The sequence below is a fragment of the Pseudomonas sp. JV245A genome, assembly GCF_032424515.1.
In the GTDB taxonomy this organism is placed as follows: Bacteria; Pseudomonadota; Gammaproteobacteria; order Pseudomonadales; family Pseudomonadaceae; genus Aquipseudomonas; species Aquipseudomonas protegens.
In genome coordinates this window covers 1-6060 of the sequence record NZ_VYKE01000217.1, presented here as the reverse complement: position 1 = coordinate 6060, position 6060 = coordinate 1, and the positions used below count along the sequence as shown (strand labels likewise).

Below are 6060 nucleotides of genomic sequence, written 5' to 3'. Positions count from 1 at the left end.
CCGGGCCCTGGCGCTCCTGGGGCCCAAAGCCGCGTACGGCCTGGCGGGCCTGGTGTTCATGCTCGGTTGCAGCCTGTGCGCCCTGGCGGCGGACATGGGCGGGCTGATCCTCGGGCGCAGCGTCCAGGGGCTGGGGGGCGGCCTGCTGTTCGCCTTGCCCTACGCCATGATCCGCCTGGTGTTCGACGAGCCGCTGTGGCCCCGGGCGATGGCGTTGATTTCCGCCATGTGGGGCGCAGCGACCCTGATCGGCCCGGCGGTCGGCGGAATTTTCGCCGAACATGGGGCCTGGCGCGCGGCGTTCTGGGTGCTGCTGCCCTGCACCTTGCTGTTCATGCTGCTGGCTGTTGCACTGTTGCCGGGCAAGAGTCGGGAAAGCGCGCCCCGTAGCCCGATTCCCGCCCTGCAACTGCTGTTGCTGACCGCCGTGGTACTGGCCATTTCCATCGGCAGCATCACCCCATCGCCGCTGTACAACGCCCTGGGGCTGGGAGCCGGGCTGGTTCTGCTGGTGCCGGTATTCGCTCTGGAGAACCGCGACGGCGCGCGCTTGTTGCCGCGCAATAGCCTGAAGGCCGGGAGTGCCTTGCTGGCGCTGTACATTTCCATGGCCCTGCTGGTGGTGGGCATGACCAGCGAGGTCTTCGTACCGCTGTTCCTGCAGGTGCTGCATCAGCAGACGCCGTTGCTGGCAGGTTATATCGCCGCACTGATGGCCGCCGGCTGGACCCTGGGGGCGATCTTCAGCTCAGGCCTTGACCCGCGGGGCGCGGCCCGGGCGATTGCCATCGGACCGTTCCTGGTGGTGGCCGGGCTGCTCCTGGCCTGCCTGTTCATGCCTGCCACCGCCACCCCGGCCCTGAGCCTGGGGGCGGTGTGCCTGGCCATGCTGCTGGTGGGCGTCGGTATCGGCCTGGCCTGGCCGCACCTGCTGTCCCGGGTTCTGGAACAGGCCCCGCAGGATCAGAAGGAACTGGCCGGCGCCTCGATTACCACGGTGCAACTGGTGGCCACTGCCCTGGGGGCGGCGCTGGCGGGAATGATCGTCAACCTGGCAGGCCTGACCTCCACGGGCGGGACTGCTGGCGCGGCCCAGGCTGCGGCCTGGCTGTTCGGCCTGTACGCCGGGCTGTCGGCGCTGCTGTTTGTCTCGGTGCGCCAGGTGCGGCGCAACGGTTCACCGCACCTGGCCCAAGCCTGAACCCTGTCGGGCGTGCGCCTGGCGTCATTGACCTGTAAGGAAACCACGATGAACAGCCTTGCCACTGATGCGCCGCAACCGGCCTTGATCCTCGATCCGGGGCTGGCCCCGCACTTGCACCACCTGCAGCTCAGGCAGCTGGGGGGAAGGGTGATCGGCATTGCCGACAACCGCTTCACTGACTTGCTCAGCGTTGTCGGCGGGCCCGGCTGCGCGGTGTGCAACGGCAACCCCTGGGACCTGCGCCGGGAGAATATCTGCCAGCTCGGCTATCGCCTGGGCGGGCAGGGCGAATTGACCCGTGCAACCGCGCCTGCGCCGGCGGCGCCCCCATGGCCGGTGGCAACGCCGGCCCCGCCCCTGGAGCTGGATTTGCCAGCCCTGCGCCTGGGCCGGCAAAGCCGCTATGGCTTCCTGCCCCTGGGCCAGAGCACACACCGCGAGAACATTTCCCTGGACTCCATCGATACCCCGGCGACCCTGCTGACCCTGTCCCATTGGCCGACGAACAAGACGCCTGTCGAGCACAAGGCCAATCTCTCCACCACCAGTGCCCTGGGCTTTCTCCAGCAGGGGTTGACGGTGGACCGGGCGCAGGTGATCACCAGCGATCATTTCGACCTCGACGGGCTGGCCTCGGTGTATGCCTTCCTGGCGCCGGAGCATGCCCTGGGGCACCGCCAGTTGCTGATTGATATTGCCCGCCTCGGTGATTTCTCCCGGGGCACTTCGGCCCAGGCCCTGCACTGCGCCTTTGCCCTGCATGCCCTGGCGGCCCGGGTGCGCATCGACCCACAGGCCAGCAACGACCGGCAATTGCTGACACGCTTCGCCGCGCTGCTGCCGCAGATGGCCGATGTACTCGACAACACCTGGCGCTATGCGCCCCTGTACGCTCCGGCCATGCTCGCGCTGCAACGCAGCGAGGCGCTGCTGGCCGATCCGGGCACGGTGATCGAGGAGTACCCGGGCATTGATCTGGCGGTGTTTGTCCTGCCCGAGCAGGGCTGGGACGGTTTGGGCGAATATTGCGGCCTGTCGCCGGTGGCGGTGCACAACCGCAGCCGTTGCGGGGTGCTGGCCATGGTCCGTCAGGGGCGGGTGGAGATTCGCCAGCGCTACGAGAGCTGGGTCGAGCGCATCAGCGGCATTGCCCGGCCCCGGCGCGACCTGGCGATCTTCGCCCGGGCCCTGCAGGAAGCCGAACGCACCCCGGGGCAATGGCACTACGACGGCGTGCAGGAAATCATGCCGGCCCTGAGGTTTGTCGCCAGCCGGCCCAGCAGCCACGCCAGCAGCACCCTGCTGGCCGAGCTGCGCCAGTTCCTCGAACAAGCCCCAGTCGCCTGGGATGCCAACGCCTGAGCAGCGGCCCGCTCCTACGATGGAGGGGCAGGGCTACCAGGTATCGACAAAACCCTGCGCGCGCTCGGCCCAGGGCACCGGGCGCGGTGCGGCCTGCAGGCCACGCAGCAGCCACGCTCGGCTTTCCAGGGGGTCGATCACCGCGTCTATCTCCAGGTAGCTGGCCATGTTCAGCGCCTTGCCCCGGGCGTAGGCCTTGGCCACCAGCTTGTCGAACAGCGCCTGTTGCGACTGCGGGTCGGGCTGGGCCGCCAGTTCCTTGGAGAAGCCCAGGCGCACCGCACCTTCCAGGCCCATGGCGCCGAACTCGGCGCTGGGCCAGGCGACGGTGAACAACGGGCTGTGAAAACTGCCGGCCGCCATGGCCTGCGCGCCCAGGCCGTAGCCCTTGCGCAGCACCAGGGTGAAGAACGGCACCGTGAGGCTGGCGGCACTGACAAACATCCGTGACACATGGCGTACCGTGGCCTGCTGCTCCGACTCCGGCCCCACCATGAACCCCGGGGTGTCGCACAGGGACACCAGCGGCAGGCCGAAGGCTTCGCACAGGCGCATGAAACGTGCGGCCTTGTCCCCGGCCGCGGCGTCGATGGCGCCGCCCAGCACCGCCGGGTTGTTGGCCAGCAGGCCAAAGGCCCGGCCTTCGACGCGGATCAGCGCGGTAATCAGCCCCGGGGCGAATTGCCGGCGCAACTCCAGCACGCTGTCGCGGTCGGCCAGGGTCTCGATGACCCGGCGGATGTCGTAGACCCGCAGGCGGTTTTCCGGAATCAAATGCCGCAGCTCACGCTGGTCGGCGCAGTGCCAGTCCTTGAGCGGCCCCTGGAAATAGCTCAGGTACTGTTTGGCCACCTGCACGGCCTCGGCTTCGTCGGCCACCAGCACGTCGATCACTCCGTTGGGGCCTTGTACCGACACCGGGCCCACCTGTTCCGGGGTGAAGCTGCCCAGGCCGCCGCCTTCGATCATCGCCGGGCCGGCCATGCCGATGGTGGCGTTCCGGGTGGCGATGATCAGGTTGCAGCAGCCGAGCAGGGCGGCATTGCCGGCAAAGCAGCGCCCCGAGGCGATGCCCACCGTGGGCACCCAGCCGGACAGCCGGGCCATGGCGGCGAAGGTATGGCAATCCAGGCCGGCGACCCCGACAAAGTCGCTGTCGCCGGGCCGGCCACCGCCGCCTTCGGCAAACAGCACCACCGGCAGCCGCCATTCCTGGGCCAGGCTCAGCAGGCGGTCGGTCTTCTTGTGGTTCATCACCCCCTGGGTGCCGGCGAACACCGTGTAGTCGTAGGCCAGGGCCAGGCAACGGGCGTCCTGGCCGTCGAACAGCCCGGCATTCACCGTACCTATGCCTCCCACCAGCCCATCCGCCGGGCTCAGGGCCTGCAACTCCTCGACGCTGCGCCGACGCCTTTGGGCGGCCAGGGCCATGGCGCCGTACTCCATGAAACTGCCCGGGTCCAGCAGGTGCTCGAGGTTCTCCCGGGCGGTGCGCTGGCCGTTGCGGCGACGCTTGGCCAGCGCCTCCGGACGCTGGGCATCCTCCAGCAAGGCATGGCGTTCGCGGACTTCGGCCAGGTCGGCGCGAATCAGTGCCAGGTCCAGTTGCTCTTCGCTGTGCTGGCCCTGGTCGGCAAACTCCGCCGGCTCCAGAAAGAGCAGGGGCTGGCCTTCGCCCAGTGCCTCGCCAACCTGGACGGCCAAGGCCCGGACGATACCGCTGCTCTGCGCCTTGACCTCGAACTCCATCTTCATCGCTTCCAGCACCGCAACCCGCTGGCCAATCCGCAACTCATCACCCACGGCCACTTCCAGGCTCACCAGCACCCCGGTGCTCGGGGCGTTCAGCGCCGCCGTGCCCGGGGGCGCCTGGACATCGCTGCGAGTGCTCTGCGCAGTGGCGGCCTGCCGGGCAAAGAACATCGGCCGGTGTTGCCCGGCGCAATCTTGCAGCAACTGGGCCCAATGGGCTTCGACGAACCTGGTGTCCACCTGATAGTCCAGCACCGCCGGCTGGCGCAACAGGTTCAACAACAGCCCCAGGTTGCTCGGCACGCCCTCCAGGCGAAACTCGCAAAGCCCACGATAGGCCCGGCCCAGGGCCGCGGGAAAATCCGTACCCTGGGCGATCAGCTTGGCCAGCAGCGAGTCATAGCCGGGGTTCACCGGGTAACCGGCATAGCCGTAGCCGTCGACCCGCAGCCCGGGCCCGCTGGGGGCTTCATAGGCACTGAGGGTGCCGGCCACCGGCCCCCTGCCGCCATCGGCCAGGGGCTGTTCCAGGTTGATCCGCGCCTGCACGGCAAAGCCTTGAGGCTCTGGTGGCCGGCTCAGGCCCAGGCTGGCCAGGGAGGCGCCCGCGCCAAGGCGCAGTTGGGTGTGCAGCAGGTCGACGCCGGTGATGGCCTCGGTCACCGTGTGCTCCACCTGGATCCTTGGGTTGGCCTCCATGAAATAGAAGCGCCCCGGGTGTTCCTGGTCGAGAAGGAATTCGAAGGTGCCAATGCCCTGGTAACGCACTCGCGCGGCCAGGGCCAGGGCGGCGTCGATCAACTGCTGGCGCAATTGCGGGGCAAGGTCCGGGCTGGGGGCGATTTCCACCAGCTTCTGGTGCCGGCGCTGCAGGCTGCAATCGCGCTCCCACAAGTGGCTGACCGCGCCGCTGCCGTCTCCCAACACCTGGATCTCGATGTGCCGCGCCCGCTGCAGCAGTTGTTCGACATACAGCGCGCCATTGCCGAAGGCCGCCTGGGCTTCGGACTGGCAACGGATGAACGCCTGCTGCAGTTGCCCGGCCTCGGTGACCGCGCGCATGCCCCGGCCACCGCCACCGGCCAGGGCCTTGAGCATCACCGCGCCATGGCGTTCGAGAAAGGCTGCGGCCTGTTCCAGGCTGACTGCTCGGTTGATGCCCTCCAGCAAGGGCACCCCACAATCTTCGGCCAGGGCACGGGCCGCGGCCTTGTCGCCAAACAGTTGCAGCACCTCGGGGCCGGGGCCGATCAGGGTCAGCCCGGCTTCCAGGCAGCCCCGGGCAAAGTCGGGGTTTTCCGCGAGAAAGCCGTAGCCCGGGTGAATAGCCTGGCAGCCCTGTTGCAGGGCCAGGGCGATCAGTTGCTGGCGGTCGAGGTAGGCCGCCACCCCGCGGCCCTTGAGGGGCAGGGCCAGATCGGCCTTGCGCGTGTGCAGGCTGGCCGCGTCGTCCTCGGCAAATACCGCGACGCTGCGAACGCCCAGGTCGGCGCAGGCCCGGGCGATACGGATGGCGATCTCGCCGCGATTGGCGATCAACAGACTCTGGAACATGGCAATTCTCGCAATGCTGAAAAGGAAGGGCTCAGAGCTGTTGTTCCAGCTCGTTCTTCTTGACCTTGCCGGTGGCGGTCATGGGCAGGCTGGCCACCAGGCGGATCTGCGGCACCTTGTAGGCGGCCATCACCTCCTGGCACCAGGCTGCCAGGGCATGCGGGTCCTGGGGCGCATCGGGCTTGAGC

Annotated in this window: 3 protein-coding genes; 2 read left to right on the top strand and 1 reads right to left on the bottom strand. The window is 68.5% G+C overall.

The window, feature by feature from the left end:
* Together F6S12_RS29060 and F6S12_RS29055 are read left to right on the top strand one after the other, a co-directional pair.
* Positions 1-1201: MFS transporter (locus F6S12_RS29060; RefSeq protein ID WP_315869636.1), on the top strand; the 1201-nt coding region annotated here is incomplete at its 5' end.
* A 48-nt stretch (positions 1202-1249) separates the two neighbouring features.
* Positions 1250-2566: a DUF6687 family protein gene (locus F6S12_RS29055; protein WP_315869635.1), complete on the top strand. Its 1317-nt coding sequence runs from the start codon at positions 1250-1252 to the stop codon at positions 2564-2566.
* A 33-nt stretch (positions 2567-2599) separates the two neighbouring features.
* Here the strand turns inward: F6S12_RS29055 and F6S12_RS29050 are convergent, their stop codons facing one another.
* On the bottom strand, positions 2600-5872 hold the full coding sequence (locus tag F6S12_RS29050; RefSeq protein WP_315869634.1) for an acetyl-CoA carboxylase family protein: 3273 nt from the start codon (positions 5870-5872) through the stop codon (positions 2600-2602).
* Positions 5873-6060 lie beyond the last annotated feature (188 nt).

Coding starts and splice junctions, on each gene's coding strand:
- F6S12_RS29055 (WP_315869635.1), top strand. CDS start 1,250: ATGAACAGCCTTGCCACTGATGCGCCGCAACCGGCCTTGATCCTCGAT.
- F6S12_RS29050 (WP_315869634.1), bottom strand. CDS start 5,872: ATGTTCCAGAGTCTGTTGATCGCCAATCGCGGCGAGATCGCCATCCGT.